The sequence below is a fragment of the Streptoalloteichus hindustanus genome (genome assembly GCF_900129375.1).
GTDB classification, from domain to species: Bacteria; Actinomycetota; Actinomycetes; order Mycobacteriales; family Pseudonocardiaceae; genus Streptoalloteichus; species Streptoalloteichus hindustanus.
Genome location: NZ_FQVN01000008.1, coordinates 162,657 through 184,209 on the forward strand (window position 1 = coordinate 162,657; position 21,553 = coordinate 184,209).

The 21,553-nt window shown below is 74.8% G+C and carries 16 protein-coding genes; 13 read left to right on the forward strand and 3 right to left on the reverse strand.

What is annotated here, in order from left to right; translation table 11 throughout:
• Positions 1-109: 109 nt before the first annotated feature.
• The 3 genes from BUE43_RS24030 to moeZ all read left to right on the forward strand — a co-directional run bounded on the left by BUE43_RS24030 (position 110) and on the right by moeZ (position 3,767).
• Positions 110-1,114: an alpha/beta fold hydrolase gene (locus tag BUE43_RS24030; RefSeq protein ID WP_200797658.1), complete on the forward strand. Its 1,005-nt coding sequence runs from the start codon at positions 110-112 to the stop codon at positions 1,112-1,114.
• Between the two features lie 46 nt (positions 1,115-1,160).
• Entirely contained in the window at positions 1,161-2,303 is a 1,143-nt protein-coding gene (locus BUE43_RS24035; protein ID WP_073487176.1) for a DUF3152 domain-containing protein, read from the forward strand.
• A gap of 303 nt (positions 2,304-2,606) precedes the next feature.
• A complete protein-coding gene (gene moeZ, locus BUE43_RS24040; protein WP_073487178.1) occupies positions 2,607-3,767 on the forward strand; it encodes an adenylyltransferase/sulfurtransferase MoeZ in 1,161 nt (386 codons plus the stop codon).
• Between the two features lie 82 nt (positions 3,768-3,849).
• Here the strand turns inward: moeZ and BUE43_RS24045 are convergent, their stop codons facing one another.
• Complete coding sequence (locus tag BUE43_RS24045; RefSeq protein WP_073487180.1) at positions 3,850-4,329, reverse strand: MarR family winged helix-turn-helix transcriptional regulator; 480 nt, start codon at positions 4,327-4,329, stop codon at positions 3,850-3,852.
• Between the two features lie 92 nt (positions 4,330-4,421).
• Between BUE43_RS24045 and BUE43_RS24050 the strand changes: the two genes are divergently transcribed.
• The 9 genes from BUE43_RS24050 to BUE43_RS24090 all read left to right on the forward strand — a co-directional run bounded on the left by BUE43_RS24050 (position 4,422) and on the right by BUE43_RS24090 (position 16,383).
• On the forward strand, positions 4,422-4,874 hold the full coding sequence (locus tag BUE43_RS24050; protein ID WP_073487183.1) for an SgcJ/EcaC family oxidoreductase: 453 nt from the start codon (positions 4,422-4,424) through the stop codon (positions 4,872-4,874).
• A gap of 123 nt (positions 4,875-4,997) precedes the next feature.
• Positions 4,998-5,795 (forward strand): TIGR02569 family protein, encoded by a 798-nt coding sequence (locus BUE43_RS24055; protein ID WP_073487185.1) that lies wholly within the window; start codon positions 4,998-5,000, stop codon positions 5,793-5,795.
• 252 nt (positions 5,796-6,047) lie between these two features.
• Positions 6,048-8,315 (forward strand): molybdopterin oxidoreductase family protein, encoded by a 2,268-nt coding sequence (locus BUE43_RS24060; RefSeq protein ID WP_083960090.1) that lies wholly within the window; start codon positions 6,048-6,050, stop codon positions 8,313-8,315.
• The gene (locus BUE43_RS24065; protein ID WP_073487187.1) at positions 8,312-9,802 is read left to right on the forward strand and encodes an FAD-dependent oxidoreductase; all 1,491 of its coding nucleotides are present in this window, start codon (positions 8,312-8,314) and stop codon (positions 9,800-9,802) included. Before BUE43_RS24060 ends, BUE43_RS24065 begins: the two co-directional genes overlap by 4 nt.
• A 255-nt stretch (positions 9,803-10,057) precedes the next feature.
• A complete protein-coding gene (locus BUE43_RS24070; RefSeq protein WP_073487189.1) occupies positions 10,058-11,440 on the forward strand; it encodes an MFS transporter in 1,383 nt (460 codons plus the stop codon).
• 112 nt (positions 11,441-11,552) lie between these two features.
• Positions 11,553-14,093, forward strand: coding sequence for a nitrite reductase large subunit NirB (gene nirB / locus BUE43_RS24075; protein ID WP_073487191.1), 2,541 nt, complete (start codon positions 11,553-11,555; stop codon positions 14,091-14,093).
• Positions 14,090-14,437, forward strand: a complete 348-nt coding sequence (gene nirD / locus BUE43_RS24080) for a nitrite reductase small subunit NirD (RefSeq protein ID WP_073487193.1) — start codon at positions 14,090-14,092, stop codon at positions 14,435-14,437. The genes nirB and nirD overlap by 4 nt, the downstream gene beginning before the upstream one ends.
• Positions 14,434-15,642 (forward strand): uroporphyrinogen-III synthase, encoded by a 1,209-nt coding sequence (locus tag BUE43_RS24085; RefSeq protein WP_234995885.1) that lies wholly within the window; start codon positions 14,434-14,436, stop codon positions 15,640-15,642. Before nirD ends, BUE43_RS24085 begins: the two co-directional genes overlap by 4 nt.
• Positions 15,643-15,696: 54 nt before the next feature.
• Complete coding sequence (locus BUE43_RS24090) at positions 15,697-16,383, forward strand: sirohydrochlorin chelatase (protein WP_073487195.1); 687 nt, start codon at positions 15,697-15,699, stop codon at positions 16,381-16,383.
• 524 nt (positions 16,384-16,907) lie between these two features.
• On the opposite strand, the gene BUE43_RS24095 is transcribed toward BUE43_RS24090, so the two are convergent.
• Together BUE43_RS24095 and BUE43_RS24100 are read right to left on the reverse strand one after the other, a co-directional pair.
• Complete coding sequence (locus BUE43_RS24095; RefSeq protein WP_073487198.1) at positions 16,908-17,237, reverse strand: MGMT family protein; 330 nt, start codon at positions 17,235-17,237, stop codon at positions 16,908-16,910.
• Between the two features lie 3 nt (positions 17,238-17,240).
• The gene (locus tag BUE43_RS24100) at positions 17,241-18,020 is read right to left on the reverse strand and encodes an alpha/beta fold hydrolase (protein ID WP_083960092.1); all 780 of its coding nucleotides are present in this window, start codon (positions 18,018-18,020) and stop codon (positions 17,241-17,243) included.
• A 195-nt stretch (positions 18,021-18,215) separates the two neighbouring features.
• Here BUE43_RS24100 and BUE43_RS24105 point away from each other — a divergent pair, with 195 nt between their 5' ends.
• Positions 18,216-21,506, forward strand: a complete 3,291-nt coding sequence (locus BUE43_RS24105; protein ID WP_073487200.1) for an ATP-dependent helicase — start codon at positions 18,216-18,218, stop codon at positions 21,504-21,506.
• Positions 21,507-21,553: the final 47 nt, after the last annotated feature.

The following is a 21,553-nucleotide window of genomic DNA, read 5'->3' on the forward strand; positions in this document are numbered from 1 at the left end:
GACTCCAACCGGGTCACCGACCTTACTTGGGAGTAGTGGTGTCGTGCTGTCGCCGGGTCGCCCCGGCGGCCCCCGCGCGCCGTCGCCGGGGCCGGCGCATCCTGGAAGGGTGACGCTCATCCGGCCGAGCGGCCCGCCGGTCCCGGGGACCAGGGCTCCCCTCACCAGGGTGCCGCTGTCCACGGCCGCGCTGCCGCCGATCGACCCGCGGCAACCGCCGTGGCCGGGTGGGCTCGTCACCGCCGGCGGGGTTCGGCTGCACGTCCGGCGCACCGCGGGCCCGGCCGCCGAAACCGCCGTCTACGTGCACGGACTCGCCGGCTCGTCGACGAACTGGACCGACCTGGCCGGTCAGCTCGCGGTGCGCTGCGAGGGTCTGGCGGTGGACCTGCCCGGCTTCGGGCGCACCCCGCCGCCCGATGGCCACGACTTCTCGGTGCTCGCGCACACCGACGTCCTGGTGCGTTTCCTGGCCGGCCTCGGTCGTGGCCCGGTCCACCTGCTGGGCAACTCGTTCGGTGGCACGGTGGCGATCCTCACCGCCGCCACCCGCCCCGACCTGGTGCGCAGCCTCACGCTGGTGTCGCCCGCGGTGCCGGACCGCCGGCCCAACCCCGGCCGGCTCTCCGACCGCCGGCTGCCGCTCGCGCTGCTGCCGGGCGCCGTCGGCCGGCACTACCGGAGCATGCTGGCCGCGGTGACCCCGAGCCAACGGGTCGAGCAGATGCTGCGGCTGTGCTTCGCCAACCCCGACGACGTGCCCGAGCACCGGCTGGCGCAGGCCGTCGACGAGTACACGGAGCGCAACGGGATGCCCTGGGCGGGTGATGCCCTCGGGCGGACCACGGTCGGGCTGATCCGGGCATGGCTCGCGCCGAGGGCCCGCTCGCTGTGGCGGGTCCTGCCCCAGGTCCCGGCGCCCGCGCTGGTCGTGTGGGGAACCCAGGACCGCCTGGTGAGCGTCCGCAAGGCGCCCAGGACGGCGATGCTGCTGCCCAGGGGGCGGCTCCTCGTGCTGCCCCGCACCGGGCACGTCGCGCAGATGGAGCGACCCCGGTCGGTGGCCCGCGCGGTACTCGGAATGTGGGAGGCCGTTGACCGCACGGAGTGGTGACGTGCCGCTTCCCAGGTCTGATCGAGTGGTGTGGCAATCTGGGTCCGTGACCCGGACGCCGCAGGGACCCCGGGGGGGCGTCGCCAAGCGTGCCCCCGCCGAGTCCGCGCCCAGTCGCCCCGCGACCCGTCCGCACCAGGGGGAGGAGCGGTACCGCAGGGGAGGGCGCAGGACGACCGCCGAACCGCTGGCGGCCTCGTGGGACCCGGCCGTCGAGGCGGGGTCCGGCGCGGCGGCCGAGCCCGCCGACCCCACCGCCGCCGCGACCGACTCCGCCGCCGACGACGCCTCGGAGCCTTCGGCGGGCGGGTCGCGGCGGGGGAGACCGCGGGGCGGGAAGAAGGGGATCGCCGGCTTCCTGTCCACCTACGGCTGGCGCGTCTACGCGCTGCCGGTCCTGCTGGTCGTCACCGCGCTCGCGGTGTTCAACACGACGAACCCCGGCCAGGAGGGCGCGCAGGCCGCCGGCGTGCAGAACCAGGCCAACGCCAACACCGACCAGACCACCAGCAGCCGGGTCCCGCTGGTGCCGAACCCGGACCCGAAGCTGTACGACGCCGCCAAGGCCTCGGCCGAGCTGCCCGGCGGCGGCGCGTTCCCCGAGCGGGGCCAGCGGACGTGGGCGGTGGTGCCGGGCAAGGGCGAGCCGTTCGGCGGGCCCAACGTCTTCAAGTACACGATCGAGGTCGAGAACGGCATCGACATGCCGTCGGTCGGCACGGACTTCGCCCACCACGTGGAGCAGATCCTGCGCGACACCCGGAGCTGGATCGGCGACGGCAAGCACGGCTTCCAGCGCGTCGACTCGGGCAAGGCCGACCTGCGGATCAGCCTCACCACGCAGATGACCACGCGGGAGATCTGCGGCTGGGACATCAAGTTCGAGGGCTCCTGCTACGACCCGCCGTCCAAGCGCGTGACGATCAACACCGCCCGGTGGACCCGGGGCGCGGTGGCCTTCCAGGGCGCGCTGATCGACTACAAGACCTACGTGATCAACCACGAGGTGGGGCACGGGCTGGGGCAGCAGCACAAGCCGTGCGCGAAGGACGGCGACCTCGCGCCGATCATGATGCAGCAGAGCTGGGGCGTCTCCAACGACTACCTCGCGGCGCTGGGTACGGACAACGTGAAGGCCGACGGCAAGACCTGCCGGCCCAACGCGTGGCCCTACCCGACCGTCAACTGACGCCGCCGGCCGACCGCCGCACCGCCCGTCACCGCCGGCCGACCGACCCGGCCGACCGACACCGCCACCAGGTCGTCGGCTTTCCTGACGCCCCGGCTACCTGCGACGTTCCAGTGACTGGGAGCGGGGAAGGGCGGCGGGGCTCCGCGCGTTGTGCCTTCCGGGAGACTGGGACTCCCTGCCAGCTGTTCTCGCGGGACGCCCGCACCGGTCTCGCGCGGGACACCCGCACCCGGTGGGTGTCGACGGGTGGAGGAGCACGTGCCCGCCCCCGGCACCGCCCGTAGACGAGGAGGAGCGCACATGCCGCTGCCGCCGCTCGTGGAGCCAGCCGCGGAGCTGACCAAGGAGGAGGTCGCGCGGTACAGCCGACACCTGATCATCCCGGACGTCGGGGTGGACGGGCAGAAGCGGCTGAAGAACGCCAAGGTGCTCGTGGTCGGGGCGGGTGGGCTGGGCAGCCCCGCGCTGCTGTACCTGGCCGCGGCGGGGGTCGGCACGCTCGGCGTCGTCGAGTTCGACGTCGTGGACGAGTCCAACCTGCAGCGCCAGGTCATCCACGGGCAGTCCGACATCGGGCGGCCCAAGGCGGAGTCGGCGCGCGACTCGATCGCCCAGATCAACCCGTTCGTCAAGGTCAACCTGCACCAGCTCCGGCTGGACTCGGACAACGTGCTCGACGTCTTCCGGGACTACGACCTGATCCTGGACGGCACCGACAACTTCGCCACCCGCTACCTGGTCAACGACGCCTGCGTGCTGCTGAACAAGCCGTACGTCTGGGGCTCGATCTTCCGGTTCGAGGGCCAGGCCAGCGTGTTCTGGGCCGAGCACGGCCCGCAGTACCGCGACCTCTACCCGGAGCCCCCGCCCCCCGGCATGGTGCCCTCCTGCGCCGAGGGCGGCGTGCTCGGCGTGCTGTGCGCGTCGATCGGCTCGATCATGGTCACCGAGGCGATCAAGCTGATCACCGGGATCGGCGAGACGCTGCTCGGCCGGCTGATGGTCTACGACGCGCTGGACATGACCTACCGGACCATCCGCATCCGCAAGGACCCGAACGCCACCCCGGTCACCGAGCTGATCGACTACGAGGCGTTCTGCGGCGTGGTCTCGGACGCGGCCCAGGAGGCGGCGGCCAACCACACGATCACCCCGCTGGAGCTGAAGCAGCGGTTCGACCGCGGCGACGACTTCCTGCTGGTGGACGTGCGGGAGCCGCACGAGTACGAGATCGTGCGCATCCCCAACTCGGTGCTGATCCCCAAGGACCGCATCCTCAACGGCGAGGCGCTGGCCGAGCTGCCGCAGGACCGGCCGATCGTGCTGCACTGCAAGTCGGGGCAGCGCTCGGCGGAGGCGCTGGCCGCGCTGCACCGGGCCGGGTTCGCCGACGCCGTGCACGTCGGCGGTGGCGTGCTGGGCTGGGCGCGGCAGATCGACCCGAGCCTGCCCACCTACTGACCGTCCCGGTCGTCACGACCACCGCGGGCCGCCTCCGGACCACGTCCGGGGGCGGCCCGCCGCGTTCCGGGGCGGGCGCGGGTCAGGGGGAGCGGCGGCGCCGGGCGATCCGCCGCATCTCGTCGGTCGCGTCCCGCAGCGCCGGAGCCGCCCGCGCGAAGTAGTCGAACAGGACGCGGATCTGCTCCGCGTCGTAGCTCCGGAACACGTCGGCGATCCGCTCCCGGGCCGGGGCGAGCAGCTCCTCCGTCGGGTCGTCCGCCCTGGCGACCGGCTCGATGATCACGCGGCGGCGGTCGTCGGGATCGCGGGTGCGGCGGACGGCGCCGGTCCGCTCCAGGCGGTCGACCAGCCGGGTGACGGCGCCGGTCGTGAGCCCGGTGCGCTCGGCCAGTTCCCCCGCCGTCAGCGCGCCGTGGACACCCAGGACGTTCAGCGCGTAGGCGTCGGTGGTGTGCATGCCCACCGCGTCGGCGACCGCCTGGCCGTGCAGCACCACGGCCGTCAGGTACTCCCGGTAGACGCGCTCGGCGTCGTCGGGCACGTTCAGCGGCGTTGACACCCCCGGTCTCCCTCCCTACTTTGATATCTGCACACGTGCAGATAGTGTTCACGTGCAGAAGATGAGTTGTTGTAGTGATCCTAGGGGGACACATGGGGCAGCACGACCGTGGCGAAGTCCGGGACGAGGACGCCGTCCGCGCGTTGGCCGGAGCGCTCGCGGAGGCGTGGAACCGGGGCGACGCCGACGCCTACGGCGAGGTCTTCACCGAGGACGCCGAGTACGTCGACTTCATGGGGCAGCGGGCCCGAGGCCGGCGGGAGATCGTCGAGACCCACCGGTGGCTGTTCGCCACCGTGCTCAAGGGCTCGCGGATGAGCGGTGTTGGCCCGAGCGGGGCCGAGGTGCGCTTCCTGACGCCCGACGTCGCGGTGCTCGTGTCCACCGAGGGCGGGGTCGCCCTTCCCGGGCAGGAGCTGACCTCCGACCGGCTGTCGACCGTCACCCTGGTCGCGGTCCGGCGCGCCGGGGGCTGGCGGTTCGCGCACTTCCAGAACACCCGCCAGCAGGCGCCGGCGGGGCAGGGGGTCGGCCGGCGCGACTGAGCGGGCAGCGCGTCGGGACCCGCCCCTGACGTGCGCGGACGGTCGCCGAGGGCGCGGGACGCACCCCACCGCGTGGGCGAGCGTCCCGCGCTCCGACGTGGTCACAAGGTACGGTCCCGAGCCGTGAGCCCAAGACCGGAGCCGCCCCCGCAGCACGTGTGCGCCGCGTTCGGCGCGCGTGGCGTCCAGCCCGAGCTGGTCGACGGCGGGCCGGCATGGGTCTGCGGCGAGGTCGTCCTCAAGCCGGTCACCAACCCCGCCGAGGCCGCGTGGATCGCGCAGACGCTGGACACGCTGAAGCTGCCCGACCTGCGCCTGGCCCGCCCCCTGCGGTCCACCGACGGTCGGTGGGTGGTGGCCGGCTGGTCGGCGACCCGCCTGCTGGAGGGCCGCCCCGAGCCGAGGCACGACGAGGTCGTCGCGGTGTCGCTGCGGCTGCACGCCGCCACCGCCGGGCTGCCCCGGCCCCGGTTCGTCGACGCCCGGCGGGACGTGTTCTCGCTGGCCGACCGGGTGGCCTGGGGCGAGGAGGACCAGCCGCTGGCGATGGACCGGGGCGGCCGGCTGTTCGAGATGCTCGCCGCGCTGCGGCGGCCGATCGGCCTGGACCCGCAGGTCGTGCACGGCGACCTGTTCGGCAACGTGCTGTTCCACGGCGACGGCCCGCCGGCGGTCATCGACTTCACCCCCTACTGGCGGCCGGCCGAGTGGGCCGCCGCGGTCGTCGTCGTGGACTCCCTGGCCTGGGGCGGCGCGGACCCCGGCCTCGTCGAGCGGTGGGCCTCGCTGTCCTACTGGCCGCAGGTCCTGCTGCGCGCCCTGCTGTTCCGGTTGGCGGTCAACGCCATGCACCCGCGGGCCACTCCCGAGTCGCTGGAGGGCCTGCAGCGGACGTACCACGTGGTGCACCCGCTGCTGTAGCGCGGAGCCGGTGGGATGGCGAGCCCGCACCACGGGACACGCTCGGTGAGCGGGCGAGTTCGCGCGGCCGAAACACAGCGGCACTCCCGGGGTAACAGTTCCTGGCTAGCGTCACCGTCTGTCGGGGTGGCAGGGGCTCCCGGATTGTCGGGTTCGTCCCGCAGCGTGTTCGCCTGATCGCGTGATGACCCCCCGAAGGGGTGGGGATGGACTCGGGATGCGACCACGCTGGGGTATGCGGAGGTCGTCGAAATGGCTCAACGCACGAGTGCGGACGGGGCATCCGCACTCACCGCGACGCACTGCCCCTACTGCGCTCTCCAGTGCGGAATGTCGCTCGCCGTGAGCGATGTCCCCGCGCCCGGCCGACCGTCGGCGCCACCACCCGCCGTCACCGTGACCCCCAGGGACTTCCCCACCAACCGGGGTGGCCTCTGCCAGAAGGGCTGGACCGCCGCGCGCGTCCTCACCGCGCCGGGCCGGCTGATGGAACCACTGCTCCGGCTGGCCAGGGGCGCGCCGCCGCGGCCGGTCACGTGGGACGCCGCGCTGGACCACGTCGCCGGGCGGCTCCGCCAGATCCGGGCCGACCACGGGCCGGACGCCGTCGCGGTGCTCGGCGGCGGGGGACTGACCAACGAGAAGACGTACGCGCTGGGGAAGTTCGCCAGGGTCGCGCTGGGCACCTCGCAGATCGACTACAACGGCCGGTTCTGCATGTCCTCGGCGGCGGCGGCCGGCATCCGGGCCTTCGGGCTCGACCGGGGACTGCCGTTCCCGGTCACCGACCTGGACGGGGCGGACGCGGTGCTGCTGGTCGGCGCGAACGTCGCCGAGACCATGCCCCCGTTCACGCGGCACCTGCGCCGGGCCGTCGACAACGGGGGCCTCGTCGTCGTCGACCCCCGGCGCACGGCCACCGCCGAGCAGGCCGCGCTCCACCTCCAACCGACGCCGGGAACGGACCTCGCGCTCGCGCTCGGGATGCTGCACGCCGCCGTCGCGGACGGACACCTCGACCACGCCTACCTCGCGGAGCGCACCGCCGGCTTCGACGAGGTGTGGCGGATCGCCGCGCGGTGGTGGCCGGAACGGGTCGAGCGGGTCACCGGCGTCGCGGCGGCCGACCAGCGCGCCGCCGTGCGCATCCTGGCCCGCGCCGACAGCGCCTACGTGCTCACCGCGCGCGGCGCGGAACAGCACGCCAGCGGGGTCGACACCGCGTCCGCGTGGATCAACCTCGCGCTCGCCCTCGGCCTGCCCGGCCGGCGCGGGTCGGGGTTCGGTTGCCTCACCGGGCAGGGCAACGGCCAGGGCGGCCGCGAGCACGGGCAGAAGGCCGACCAGCTCCCCGGTTACCGGCGGATCGACGACCCCGCCGCCCGGGCGCACGTCGCGGAGGTCTGGGGAGTCGACCCCGCCGAGCTGCCGGGGCCGGGACGCTCCGCCTACGAGTTGCTGGACGCCCTCGGCGCGCCCGACGGCCCCCGGGCGTTGCTGGTGTTCGGCACCAACGTCGCGGTGTCCGCGCCCCGCGCCGGGCACGTGGTCCAGCGCCTGGCCGCCCTCGACCTGCTCGTCGTGGCCGACGTCGTGCTGTCGGAGACCGCCGAGCTGGCGGACGTCGTGCTCCCGGTGACTCAGTGGGCGGAGGAGGAGGGAACGCTGACGAACCTGGAGGGGCGGGTGCTGCTGCGACGTCGCGCGCTCGACCCGCCGACCGGCGTCCGCACCGACCTGGACGTCCTGCACGGGCTGGCGGTCCGGCTCGGCCAGCCCGCCGCCCGCTTCCCGACCGACGCCGAGACGGTGTTCGAGGAGCTGCGCCGCGCCTCGGCTGGCGGTCCGGCCGACTACTCGGGCGTGACGTGGGAGCGGTTGCGCGCCGGCGAGCAACTGCACTGGCCGGTGCCCGCGCCCGACCACCCGGGCACGCCCCGGCTCTTCCTGGACCGGTTCGCCCACCCCGACGGGCGGGCCCGGCTCGCGGCCGTCGACCACCGGGGCCCGGCCGAGCCGCCGGACGACGACTACCCGCTGCACGCCACCACGGGGCGCGTGCTCCAGCACTACCAGTCCGGCGCGCAGACCCGGCGGGTGCCCGAGCTGGTCGCGGCGGTGCCGGAGTCCTTCGTCGAGGTGCACCCCGACACGGCCGCGCGGGCCGGCCTGGCCGACGGCGAGCTGACCCGGGTGGTGTCCCGGCGCGGCAGCGCCGTCGCCCGGGTCCGGTACGTGCCCTCGATGCGGCAGGACACCGTGTTCCTGCCGTTCCACTTCGCCGCCGACCGGCGGGCGAACCTGGTCACCAACCCCGCGCTCGACCCGGTCAGCCGGATGCCGGAGTTCAAGGTGTGCGCCGTCCGGCTGGAGCCGGTGCGCGCCGAGCACCCGAGCCGGACACCCGCGAGCCACCCGCACCCGAACTTTGCGGGACACCCGCACCCGGACCTTGCGGGACACCCGCACCCGAGTCCTGCGGGACACCCGCACCCGAGCCAAGACGGAGGGACCCGATGAACGCCAGGCAGGTGGTCGTCGTCGGCTACGGCATGGCCGGGGCGCGGTTCGCCGAGGAGGTGCGGCGGCGGGACCCCGACGCCACGCGGGTCGCGCTCACCGTGCTCGGCGCCGAGGCCCACCCCGCCTACAACCGGGTGTTGCTGTCCGGCGTCCTGGCCGGCTCGCTGACCCAGGACGCCGTGCGGCTGCACGACGACACCTGGGCCGAGCGCCAGCGCGTCGACCTGCGGACCGGGCTGGCGGCCCAGCGGATCGACGTCGGCGGCCGCAAGGTCGAGCTCGCCGACGGCGGGGTGCTGGGCTACGACGCGCTCGTGCTGGCGACCGGCAGCCGGGCGTGGGTGCCGCCCACCGAGGGGTTGCTCGACGGGTCCGGCGCCCTCGCCGACGGCGTGGCCGTGTTCCGCACCCTCGACGACTGCCGGCGCATCCTCGCGGCCGCTCGACCCGGCGCGCCGGTCGCGGTGCTCGGCGGAGGACTGCTCGGCCTGGAGGCGGCCAGGGGGCTGGCCGGCCGAGGGCACCCGGTGACGGTCGTGCACCCGGTGGACCACCTGATGGAGCGCCAGCTCGACGTCGGCTGCGGCCGGGTGCTGGCCCGCACCCTCGGCCGGCTCGGCATCGCGGTGCGGCTCAACGTCCGGGCCACGCGGCACGTGCCGGGGCGGGGGCTGGTGTTGTCGGACGGCAGCGAGGTCCCCGCGGAGCTGGTCGTGGTGTCGGCCGGGGTGCGGGCCGAGACCGGGCTGGCCGTCGCCGCCGGCCTGGCGGTGGACCGCGGTGTGCTGGTGGACGACGAGCTCCGGACCTCCGACGAGCACGTGCGCGCCATCGGCGACTGCGCCCAGCACGCCGGCACCGCCGGCGGGCTCGTGCAGCCCGCGTGGGACCAGGCCGCGGTGCTCGCCGACCTGCTCACCGGCGCCGATCCGGCCGCCCGCTACCGGGGGACGCCGGTGGTCACCCGGCTCAAGGCCCGCGACGTGGACCTGGCGGCGCTGGGCGACGTGCACGTCGACGTGGACGAGCCGGACGCCGAGGTGCTGTGCCTCCAGGACCCGAGCCGGGGCCGGTACGCCAAGCTCGTGCTGCGGGACGAGCGGGTGGCCGGCGCGATCGTCCTTGGCGCGCCGGACGCGGCCGCCACGATCACCCAGCTCTACGACCGGGGCGCGCCCGCCCCGTCCGACCGGCTGGCGCTGCTGCTCGGCAGGGCGTTGCCGGCGGGCGGCGCCGCCTCCCCGGCGGACCTGCCCTCCTCCGCGTTGGTCTGCCGTTGCAACACGGTGACCAAGGGGCAGCTCGTGACGGCGTGGCGGGCCGGCGCGTGCGGGGTGGCCGCGCTCAGGGAGACGACCAGGGCCAGCACCGGGTGCGGGAGCTGCGAGACGACGGTGCGGGGCATCGCGGACTGGCTCGCGCGGACCGAACCCGCGGCGAAGACCGCGACCGCGACCACGTCCTCCGGGCGGGCCGCCTCCTGACGTCGGGTTCCGGCGGGCTCCGCGGACGGCGCAGGACGTGTGGCCCGGACAGACCTCACGACTGTCATCGGGTGGGGTGAGGAGGAGTTGCCCTCCCCGTCACGCGCTGCCACAGGTGGGTAATGCCCGCTTCCTACCTTCGGTGCCACGCGAGACCGGGAGGTCAGGATGAGCACGGCCGAGACCGACACACCAGCGCGACCCACCGCGTCCTCGTCCTCGTCCCCGTCAGCGTCTACGTCAGCGTCTGGGCCTGTGCTCGCGCCGACGCGCCGAGGTCGGTGGATTGAGCGCTGGGAGCCGGAGGACCCGGAGTTCTGGCGGCGCACCGGCCGTCGGGTCGCCCGCCGCAACCTCGTGCTGTCGGTCCTGACCGAGCACCTGGGCTTCAACGTCTGGATCGTGTGGAGCGTGGTGGTGGTCAACCTCCGCCCGGCCGGCTTCGACTTCACCGCCGACCAGCTCTTCTGGCTGATCTCGGCGCCGAACCTGGTGGGCGCGGCCCTGCGCGTCCCCTACACGTTCGCGGTGCCCCGCTTCGGCGGTCGCGTGTGGACGGCGGTCAGCGCCGCCCTGCTGCTGGTCCCGTGCCTGCTGCTGGTCGTGGCCGTGCGCGACCCGGAGACCCCGTACTGGCTCTTCCTGCTCGCCGCGGCCACGGCCGGCGTCGGCGGCGGCGGCACCTTCTCCTCCTCGATGGCCAACATCTCCTTCTTCTTCCCGGAGCGGAAGAAGGGCTTCGCGCTCGGGCTGAACGCGGCCGGCGGCAACATCGGCGTCGCGGTCACGCAACTCGTCGTGCCGGTCGTCATCTCCCTCGGCGGCGGGGTGCACCTCGCGTACGCCGGTCTGCTGTGGATGCCGTTCGTCGTGGTGGCCGGGGTGTGCGCGTGGTTCCTGATGGACGGGCTGGCTGAAGCCAGGGCCGACACGCGGTCCTACGCGACCGCCTTGCGCGACGGGCACACCTGGGTCGTCGCGTTCCTGTACGTGGGCACGTTCGGGTCGTTCATCGGCTACTCGTTCGCCCTGCCGCTGCTCATCAGGAGCACCTTCCCCGAACTGGAGGCGGTCCCGGCGCTGGCGCGACTCGGCTACCTCGCCTTCGTCGGGGCGCTGGTCGGCTCGGTGGCCCGCCCGCTGGGCGGGTGGCTGGCCGACCGGTTCGGCGGAGCCCGCGTCACGGCGCTCACCTTCGCCGGGATGGCGCTCGGCGCGGTCGGCGTCGTGTCCGGACTGGACAGTCACCACTTCCCCGTGTTCCTCGGGTCGTTCCTGTGGTTGTTCGTGATGACCGGTATCGGCAACGGGTCGACCTACCGCATGATCCCGGCCATCTTCGGCGCGCGCGCCCGCCGGCGGGCGGTGGAGCGGGGCACGTCCGCCGACGAGGAGGCGCGGGCCGCGCGGCGGCGTTCGGCCGCGGTCATCGGCATCGCCGGCGCGGTCGGCGCCTTCGGCGGCTTCCTGGTCAACCAGGTGTTCCGGATCGCGCACGTGCACCTGGGGACGGTGGCGCCGGCGGTCTGGGTGTTCTTCGGCGGCTACCTGCTGAGCGTGGGCGTCATCTGGTGGTGCTACCTGCGACGCCGGCTGCTGGTCACGCGGGTGCCCAGCCTCGCTCACGAGAACGTGTGACGCACGAGCCGACTTCCCGCTGCGTGCGCGGCTCGTAACACCCCTGTCACAGCAAGGAGAAACCGGCGACACGACGCCGCCGGATAGTGGCGGCAACGAAGGAGGAGCGCCGATGACACGCACTCTCGTCGTCGTGGGCCACGGCATGGTGGGCCACCGCCTGGTGCAGGCGTTGCGGGATCGGGACAGCTCCGGTGTCTGGCGGGTCGTGGTGCTCGGCGAGGAGCCGAGAGCGGCCTACGACCGGGTGGCGTTGTCCTCCTACGCGGACTCGTGGGACGCCACGCGCCTCGCGCTCGACGGTGGCCACAACGACGACCTGGTGGAGCTCCGTCTCGGCGACCCGGTGACGGCGATCGACCGCACCGCCCGCACGGTCACGACGGCGAGTGGCCGCCGCCAGTCCTACGACGCGCTCGTGCTGGCGACCGGCTCGCGGCCGTTCGTGCCGCCGGTGCCCGGCCACGACCTCCCCGGGTGCTTCACCTACCGCACGATCGAGGACCTGGACGCGATCCGGGCCGCGGCGGGCGCCGCCGCCGGGGACGGCGTGGTCGTCGGCGGCGGTCTGCTCGGTCTGGAGGCGGCGAACCTGCTGCGGCGACTCGGACTGCGCACGCGGGTCGTCGAGCTCGCGCCCCGGCTGATGCCGTTGCAGGTCGACGAGGGCGGTGGGGCCGTGTTGCGCCGTCTGGTCGAACGGCTCGACCTGAGTGTCCACTGTGGAGTGTCCACTCGGGCTGTCGAGTCCGCGGTGGACGGGTTGAGGGTGGTGCTGTCCGACGGCACGGAGTTGGCCGCCGGCCTCGTCGTGTTCTCCGCCGGCGTCCGGCCGAGGGACGAGCTCGCCAGGGCGTGCGGGCTCGCGGTGGGGGAGCGCGGGGGCGTGCTGGTCGACCTCGCCTGCCGCACCAGCGACGAGCGCGTCTACGCGGTGGGCGAGGTCGCGGCCGTGGAGGGCCGCTGCTACGGCCTGGTCGGCCCTGGGTACGCGATGGCCGAGGTGGTGGCGGACCGGCTGCTGGGCGGATCCGCCACCTTCCCCGGCGCGGACACCGCCACCAAGCTCAAGCTGCTCGGCGTCGACGTGGCCAGCTTCGGCGACGCCCACGCCGTGACCGAGGGCGCGTTGGAGGTCGTGCACAACGACCCGGTGTCCGGTTGCTACAAGAAGCTCGTCGTCTCCGACAACCCGCGTGACGCCGGGACGCTGCTCGGCGGCGTGCTGGTGGGCGACGCGTCGTCCTACGCCACGTTGCGCACGCTGGTGGGACGAACGCTGCCGACCGACCCCGGCTCGCTCATCGCGCCGGCCGGAGCCACCGGAGCCACCGGGTCCGGCGTCGGAGTCGACGCGCTGCCCGCCGACGCGCAGGTCTGCTCCTGCAACGCCGTGACCAAGTCCCGCATCCAGGAAGCGATCGTCGTCGACGGGTGCGCGGACGTGCCGGCGATCAAGGCGTGCACCAGGGCCGGCACCGCCTGCGGCTCGTGCGTGCCGATGCTCCGGCAACTGCTCTCCTCCTGCGGGGTCGAGCAGTCGACGGCGCTGTGCGAGCACTTCCCGCAGTCCCGCGCGGAGTTGTTCGAGATCGTCCGAGCGACCGGGGTGCGCACCTTCGGCGAGCTGGTGGCCCGACACGGCAGGGGGCGCGGCTGCGACATCTGCAAGCCGGTCGTGGCGTCCGTCCTGGCGTCGCTGGGCACCGGACACGTGCTCCAGGGCGACCAGGTGTCGTTGCAGGACACCAACGACCGGTTCCTGGCGAACATGCAGCGCAACGGAACGTACTCCGTGGTGCCCCGCATCCCCGGCGGGGAGATCACGCCCGACCGCCTGTTGGTCATCGCCGAGGTCGCCCGCGACTTCGGGCTCTACACGAAAATCACCGGCGGGCAGCGGATCGACCTGTTCGGCGCGACCGTCGACCAGCTACCCGCCATCTGGCGGCGACTGGTGGACGCGGGCTTCGAATCCGGCCACGCCTACGGCAAGGCGCTGCGCACGGTGAAGTCGTGCGTCGGCAGCACCTGGTGCCGCTATGGGGTGCAGGACTCGGTGGGGTTGGCCATCGAGCTGGAACTGCGCTACCGGGGACTGCGCTCACCGCACAAGGTCAAGGCCGCGGTCTCGGGCTGCGCCAGGGAGTGCGCGGAGGCCAGGAACAAGGACTTCGGGATCATCGCCACCGAGGAGGGCTGGAACCTGTACGTCGGCGGCAACGGCGGATTCCGACCGCGCCACGCCGATCTGCTGGTGTCCGATGTGGACAAGGAGACCCTGGTTCGGCTGGTCGACCGCTTCCTCATGTTCTACGTGCGCACCGCCGACCGGCTCCAACGCACCTCGACGTGGATCGAGGCGATGGAGGGCGGCCTCGACCACCTGCGGGACGTGGTCGTCGAGGACAGCCTCGGCATCGCCGCCGACCTGGAGGCGGCGATGGCCGAGCACGTGGCGAACTACGCCGACGAGTGGCGCGGGGTCCTGGAGGACCCGGAGAAACTGGCCCGGTTCACGTCCTTCGTCAACGCGCCCGGGGTGCCCGACCCGAGCATCTCGTTCCGCGCGGAGCGGGGCCAGCGGGTGCCGGTGCTGCTGCCCGTCCCCGGCGTGCCCGGGGCCGGCGAGGTCGCGGAGGTGAAGCGATGACGACCGCGGTCGACGAACAGGTGTGGGTGCCGGTCTGCGACTACGCCGCGTTGGAACCCGAGAGCGGCGTCGCGGCGTTGCTGCCCGGCGGAACCCAGGTGGCGCTGTTCCGCACCGGGGACGGCGCGGTGCACGCACTGTCCAACCTGGACCCGTTCAGCGGCGCGATGGTGCTCGCGCGGGGCATCGTCGGCGACCGCGACGGTGTGCCCGTGGTCGCCTCGCCCATGCACAAGCAGGCGTTCGACCTGCGCACCGGGCAGTGCCTGGACGACGACCGGGTCCGGGTCACCACCCACGCGGCGCGGGTGGTCGACGGGTGGGTGGAGGTGGCGGTCACGTGACGGCCCCGCCGCACACGGCAGGCGTGACGCCGGGGCCACCGCCGGGACCGCCCCCGCTGGCCGGCTACACGGTGGGCGTCACCGCTTCCCGCCGGGCCGACGAGCTGTCGGCGTTGCTGGAGCGGCGCGGGGCCACCGTGCTGCACGCGCCCGCGATCCGCATCGTGCCGCTGGCCGACGACGCCGAGCTGCTCGCCGCGACCCGACGGGTGCTGTCCGAGCCGGTCGACGCCGTCGTGGTCAGCACCGGGATCGGGTTCCGGGGCTGGGCGGAGGCGGCCGAGGGCTGGGGCATGGGTTCCGCGTTGCTCCGGCGGCTGGCCTCGGCCGACGTGCTCGCGCGGGGACCGAAGGCGCGTGGCGCGGTGCGGGCCGCCGGCCTGGTGGAGACGTGGTCACCGGACTCGGAGTCCTGCGCCGAGGTGCTCCGACACCTGCTTGACCAGGGCGTGGCCGGCCGGCGGATCGTCGTGCAACAACACGGCGAGCCGTTGACCGACTTCGTCGGGCCGCTGCGGGCGGCCGGCGCGACCGTCGTGGAGGTGCCGGTCTACCGCTGGATCGCTCCGGAGGACACAGCGCCGCTGGACCGGCTCATCGACGCGGTGCTCGTCGGCCAGATCGACGCCGTCACCTTCACCAGCGCGCCGGCCGCGGCGAACCTGTTGCGGCGCGCCGAGCGGACCGGGCGCGGCGACCGCCTGCGCGTCGCGATGCGCGCCAACGTGGTCGCCGCCTGCGTGGGGGCGATCACCGCGGAGCCGCTGGAGCGGGCTGGTGTGCCGACGGTGCGTCCGGAGCGGGCGCGGATCGGCGCGCTCGCCCGACAGGTGGTCGAGGTGCTGCCGGCCAGGGCGGTGCGACTCCGGGTCGCGGGGCGGGACTTCGAGCTGCGGGGGCACGCCGTACTGCTGGACGGGGAGCTGCGTGCGGTCGCACCCGCGCCGATGTCCGTGCTGCGGGTGCTCGCGGCGCGACCGGGACATGTGGTCCCCCGCGCCGAACTGGTCGCCGCGTTGCGCGACAACTCGGGGCGGGACGCGGTGGCCGACGAGCACGCCGTCGAGACGGCCGTCGGACGCCTGCGCTCCGCGCTCGGCGACCCCCGGCTCGTGCGAACCGTGGTCAAGCGCGGCTACCGGTTGGCCGTGGAGACAGGAGGCGCTCGTGGGTGGTCAGGCCCGCCTCGCGGCCACGAGCGCTGACCGGGCGCGGAAGGCCTCAGGCTCGCGCGACGACGAGGGAACGGTGGTGGTCGGATGACTCTCGTGCTGGTGGCACACGGCTCCCGGGACCCGGGAGGTACCGCGGTCGTGCGGCGGATCGCCGCGGCTGTGCGGGAGCGGTTGGGTCGGGTGCCGGTGCGGGTGGCCTACGCCGACGTCGCCCGCCCGACCGTCGGCGAGGTGCTCCGCGGGCTGGGCGGCCCGACGGTGGTCGTGCCGGCCTTCCTCGCGGCGGGTTACCACGTGCGGGTGGACGTGCCCGGGCAGGTCGCGGCCAGCGTCCGGCCGGACGCCGTCGTGACCCCGCCGCTCGGACCGCACCCCGCGCTGGTGGCGGCGGCGGTCGAGCGACTGCGGGCCGTCGGGCTCCGGCCGGGCGACGGTGTCGTGCTCGCGGCGGCCGGGTCCACCGACCCCCGTGCCCTCGCCGACGTCCAGCGCGCCGCTCGGCTGCTCTCGGCGTGGACCGGCGAACGGGTGCGGACCGCCTACGCCACCACCGCGGAGCCGGGCGTGGCGGACGCGGTTGCCGCCCTGCGTGCGGAGCGGCGAAGGGTGGTGCTCGCGTCGTGGTTGCTCGCGCCGGGGGCGTTCCACCGGGTGCTGCTCGGGGCGGGCGCTGACGCGGTGGCTGAGCCGCTCGGCGCGCACACGCGCGTCGTCGACCTCGTGGTGCGGCGCTATCTCGACGCGCGTTGCTATCGGGACTGGGCCGCCTGACGTGAGTGTGCGGCGCTGACGACGCGGAGCAGTTGAACTCTCATCGATGATCCGGAGATGGGCGCCGAGAACGCGTGTGTCGTGCGTCCGCTGCCGGTGTGGTGCGAGGGGTGGAGACCGCTCTTGTCAAGTCGTTGTCCACAGGGCCTGGCGGTTGTCCACAGTGACCTGATTGTCGGGTGAAGAAACTGTCCCCCAGTCGGGAATTGTCCACAGGGGAGCGAATCGGGCTGGGGCCCGAGTGCCGGGGCTCGATAGGCTGGAGCGGGGCTCGCCCCCCAGGGAGGGAGGGGGCTGTCCTGAGGGCGCGGAGGAGAAGGTCAGCCGCCGGAGCCCTGGTGGTGACGTGGAGGCCGTCGGTGCCAGGGAAGGCGCCCCGATCCCAGAAACTCCAATCCCAGAAATCCAGCCCCGGAAACGCCGATCCCGGAAATGTCGACCCCGGAGGTTCCCGTTTGAGGAACTTCGGTTCAGGAATCTGAGACCCGGAAACCCGAGGCCCTGGGGTGACCGGCCGCGAGGCCTCAGTCCCAGAGACCGAGCTGGGGCTCCTCGCGCTCGGGCAGCGGCTCGGTCCACCGGTAGCGCCGCATGTCGATCCGCTCCCCGTCGGCGAGCACGCCCTCGGCCCGCAGCAACTCAAGCTGCTCGTGGACCAGGTGGGTGGCCATGGAACCGTCGGAGCGGAGCACGCGGTGCCACGGCAGGTCGTGGCCGTCCTCGGCGAGGATGCGCCCGACCAGCCGGGGTGAGGGCGCGCCGGCCAACTCGGCGACGTCCCCGTAGGCCAGCACCCGGCCCGAGGGGATGTCCAGCACCACGGCGCGCACCCGTTCCACCAACGCCTCGTCCATGCCTCAGCCTCCCACGAAGTCGCGGACCAGCGCGCCGACCTCGGCGGGCCGCTCCAGGTGGACCATGTGCCCGCTGTCCAGCGGCCGGACGACGAGCTCGGAGCCGAGCGCGGCCCGGCAGTCGGCGACGAACCCCGGCCGGACGAAGTCGGCCCGCTCGGCCGGAACCAGCAGGGTCGGCGTCCCCACCGGGGGAACGACGTGCGCGCGGGCCATCTCCGACCAGGCCGTGGTGATCGAGGCCGGGGTGTGGCGCCACCGCCAGCGGCCGTCCTCGGCGCGGACCAGGTTGTGGTCCAGCTCCTCCTCGACGACCTCCGGCGCGGCCCCGGACCACTGCTCGGCCTGGTCGCGGCGGGCGGCCTCGCGGTCCTCGTACGCCTCCGCCGTCATCCAGGTCTCGGCCCGGTCGAGCGCCATCGCCGGGTCGAGGCCGACGGCGGGGTCCAGCAGCGCCAGGCGCGCGACCCGCTCGGGGGCGAGCAGGGCGAGGTGGAGCGCCACCGCGCCGCCGAAGGAGTGGGCGAGCACGGGCACCCGTTCGAGCTCCAGCGCGTCGAGGACGCCGAGCACGTCCCGCGCGTGCTGCTCCAGCGTCCACGGCGGAACGCGCGGAGAGCGGCCGTGGCCGCGCAGGTCGGGGGCGAGCACCCGGTACCCCGGGAGGTGGTCGGCGACCAGCCGCTGCCACCGCGCTCCGTGCCCGGTGACGCCGTGCAGGGCGACCAGCGGCGGCCCGGCCGGGTCGCCCAGCTCGCGCACGTGCAGTGGCGCTGTGATCACCTGTGCGTTGTACCACCGCCCACCGGTCGGGTGGCCGGCCGTCCCCGCCTCCGGGGCGACGGCTCCCCGGCAGCCTGGGAGAACGTTGGTTTTCGTCTCCGGCACCCCCGGCGCGGGCCGGGTCGGGCGGGCCGCTACCGTCACTCGGTCGGGTAGTTGACCAGGGGAGACGCGCGGGACGGGTGGTGCACCCGAATGTCGGAGCGACGTGGTTCCATCGGCGGCGTGCTCCCCGCGACGCCAGCTCCTCTCCTGGTGCGGCGGCCAGCGCCCCCCGGCCCGGAGCCGGAGTGGGACGCGGCCGGCCGCCGGGTCCTGGCGCACGCGGGTGGCTTCCTCCGGGTCCTCGGCGGACCGGGCACCGGCAAGACGACGCTGCTCGCGCAGGTCGCCGCCGACCGCATCGCCCGGCGCGGGGTCGACCCGGAGAACGTGTTGGTGCTCACGGCCAACCGCAGGGCGGCCAGCGCGATGCGGGCGCACGTCACCGCGCTGCTGACCGCCGCCAACCCCGACCGCGCCGACGGTGATCACCTGCGGACCGTGCGGCAACCGCTCGTTCGCACCGTCCACTCCTACGCCTTCGGGGTCCTGCGGCTCCAGGCCGCCCTGCACGGCGAGCCCCCGCCGAAACTGCTCTCCGGCCCCGAGCAGGACGCCGTCGTGCGGGACCTGCTGCTCGGCGACGCGGAGATGGGCGCCGACTACTGGCCGGAGCGGCTGCGGCCGGCGCTGACCCTGCCGGGCTTCGCCGAGGAGCTGCGGGACCTGCTGCTGCGGGCCGCGGAACGCGGACTCGGCCCCGAGGACCTGATCGAGCTCGGTCGGCGGCACGAGCGCGACGAGTGGGTCGCCGCCGGCCGGTTCTTCCAGACCTACGAGCAGGTCACCCTGCTGCGGGGCGCCGGAGGGCCGCAGGCCACCGCGCCGGCGCTGGACGCGGCCGAGCTGATCGCCTCCGCGCTGCTGGCGCTGGACGTCGACCCGGAGCTGCTGGCCGCCGAGCGGGCCAGGGTGCGGCTGCTGCTGGTCGACGACGCGCAGCACCTGGACCCGCAGGCCCACGAGCTGGTGCGCCGGCTCGGCGAGGCGGCCGGGGAGTTCGTGCTGGCCGGCGACCCCGACCAGTCGGTGTTCGGCTTCCGGGGCGCCGACCCCGGCCGCCTGGTGGACGCCGACCCCACCGGCGAGCGCACGGCCGTGCTCACCGTCGACCGCCGGATGGCGCCGGCGGTCCGCTCCGTGGTGCGCCGGCTCGCCGCGCGCCTGCCCGGCGCCGGGCGGCAGCGGAGCCTGGCCGGTCCGGAGGGCGAGGCCGAGGAGCTGACCGCGCTCGCCGGCCAGGTGCAGGTCCGCCTGCTCGCCTCCGCCGCGCAGGAGGCGAGCTGGGTGGCCGACCAGCTCCGTCGCGCCCACCTCCTCGACGGCGTGCCGTGGTCGGAGATGGCGGTGCTGGTCCGCTCCACCACGCACACCCTGCCGGTGCTGCGGCGGGCCCTGCTCGCGGCCGGGGTGCCGGTGATGGTGCCCGCCGACCACGTGCCGCTCGCCCGGCAGAGCGCGGTGTGGCCGCTGCTGACGCTGCTGCGGGTGGCGGCCCGGCCGGAGGAGCTCGACCAGGACACCGCGGCCGCGTTGCTGGTCTCGCCGCTCGGCGGCGCGGACGCGCTGGCCCTGCGCCGGCTGCGGCGCGGCCTGCGCCGGCTGGAGCTGGCGGCCGGCGGCGAGCGGTCCAGCGGTGAGCTGCTGGTCGAGGTGCTGACCAGCGACGAGCGGCTGGCCGCGCTCGACGACACCGAGGCCGAGCCGGCCCGCCAGCTCGCCGGGCTGTGGCGCACGGCGCGGGAGGCGCTGGCCGAGGGCGCGGGCGTCGAGCAGGTGTTGTGGGCGGTGTGGCAGGCCAGCGGCCTGGAGCGGCGGTGGGTGGCGCAGTCCGCCCGGGGCGGCACGGCCGGCGCGCAGGCCGACCGCGACCTGGATGCCGTGGTCGCGTTGTTCGACGCCGCCGCCCGGTACGCCGACGCCCTGCCCGGGGCGAGCGTGACCGGCTTCGCCGAGCACCTGTCGGTGCAGCAGATCAGCGGCGACTCGCTCGCGCCCGCCGCGCCGAGGGACGACGCCGTCGCGGTGCTCACCGCCCACGCGGCGGCGGGTCGCGAGTGGACGGTCGTCGCGGTGCCCGGGGTGCAGGAGGGGGTCTGGCCCGACCTGCGCTCGCGCGGCTCGTTGCTCGGTGTGGAGCGCCTGGTCGACGTGCTCGCGGGAGTGGCGGTCGACGAGACGGTCTCGGCGACCGCGCCCCTGTTGGCCGAGGAGCGGCGGTTGTTGCTGGTCGCCGCCAGCCGGGCCCGGCGGACGTTGCTGGTCAGCGCCGTGCGGGGCGAGGACGAGCAGCCGTCGCGCTTCCTCGACGAGCTCGACGGCGCCGCGACCGACCCGGACGCGGTCGCCCGCCCGGTGTTCCGGCCGGAACGCGGGCTGGTGCTGGCCGAGCTGGTCGGGGAGCTCCGGCGGGCGGTCTGCGACCAGGACGCCGACCCGGCCCGCCGCCGGCGCGCGGCCCGCCAGCTCGCCCGGCTCGCCGCGGCCGGCGTGCCCGGCGCCCACCCCGACACCTGGTACGGCCTGCCCGACGTGTCCACCGATGCTCCACTGTGGACGGACGACGTGGTGCGGGTCTCGCCGTCGGCGGTGGAGAAGTTGTTGCGGTGCCCGTTGCGGTGGCTCGTGGAGAAGCACGGGGGCGAGGACGCCGCCGCGCTGGCCAGCGTGACCGGCTCCCTCGTGCACGCCATGGCCCAGGCGGTCTCCAGCGGCGCGGACGAGGCCGAGGTGCGGCGCGCCCTCGACGAGGCGTGGGCCGTGGTGGACGCGGGAGCGCCGTGGTTCTCCCGCCGCGAGCGGCAGCGGGTCGAGGCCATGCTCGGCACCTTCCGCACCTGGCTGTCCCGCAGCCGGGGCGAGCTGACCCAGCTCGCCGTCGAACACGACCTCAACGTCGAGCTGCCGGCCGAGAACGGCGCTGCCGGCACTGGTGACGCTGACGGCGCCGGCCGCGGACCCCGGGTGCGCGTGCGGGGGCGGGTCGACCGGCTGGAGGTCGACCGGCAGGGCCGGCCCGTGGTGGTGGACCTCAAGACGGGCAAGACCCCGGTGGCCAAGGCCGAGGCCGAGGAGCACCCGCAGCTCGCCGTCTACCAGCTCGCCGCCGCGCTCGGCGCCTACCGCTCGCTGGGTGTCAGCGCGGAACCCGGTGGCGCGCGCCTGGTGTACGTCGCCAACGCCGACCGGAGCGGCGCGGCCAAGGAACGCGTGCAGTCGGCGCTGGACGGTGAGCGCCTGGCCATGTGGCGGGACGCCGTGCGGGCCGCCGCCGTCGCCAGCACCGGGCCGGAGTTCGACGCGAACGAGAGCGCCGACTGCCCCCGGTGCGTCGCCCGCACGTGCTGCCCCCTCCAGCCCTCCGGCCGGCAGGTGGGCTCGTGACGGAGACCGTCGACCGCCCGGGCGAGGCCGCGGGCGGTTTCCTGCCG